Genomic DNA, 549 nt, shown 5'->3' on the forward strand with positions numbered 1-549 from the left:
CGGCGCGCCCTGCCGCTCGTCCGCGCGGAGCTGCGCTGGCCCAGCGCCGGGGCCGCGCGCCTGACCGGCGCCACCGCGCTGGAGACCAGTGCGTACGGCAAGCACCTGCTCACCCGGCTCGACGACGGCAGGACCCTGCACACGCACCTGCGGATGGACGGCTACTGGCGGGTGCACCGGACGGGATCCCGGGAGGCCACGGCCCGGCACCCGGCGGTCCGGGCCGTGCTCGCGACCGATGCCTGGACCGCCATCGGCTGGCACCTCGGGATGCTCGACCTGCTGCGCACCCATGACGAGAACCGGATCCTGAACGGCCTGGGGCCGGACGTGCTGGGCAACGACTTCCCCACCGTCGGGCTGGCCGACGGCGTGGCGCGGCTCGCGCGGGAGCCCGACCGGCCCCTGTGCGCCACGCTGCTGGACCAGCGCACGGTAGCGGGCCTGGGGACCATCTGGATGGCGGAGTCCCTGTTCGCGCGGCGCCTGTGGCCGTGGCTGCCGGCGGGCTCCCTGCCGCAGGGCGAGCGGGCGCTCCTGCTGCGCACC

1 protein-coding gene is annotated in these 549 nt (G+C 76.5%); it reads left to right on the forward strand.

What is annotated here, in order from left to right; translation table 11 throughout:
• Positions 1 to 549 (forward strand): DNA-formamidopyrimidine glycosylase family protein (locus PROKR_RS13105; protein WP_084800426.1); only part of this gene is annotated, 549 nt, incomplete at both ends.

This window comes from Promicromonospora kroppenstedtii DSM 19349 (assembly GCF_000515355.1).
In the GTDB taxonomy this organism is placed as follows: Bacteria; Actinomycetota; Actinomycetes; order Actinomycetales; family Cellulomonadaceae; genus Promicromonospora; species Promicromonospora kroppenstedtii.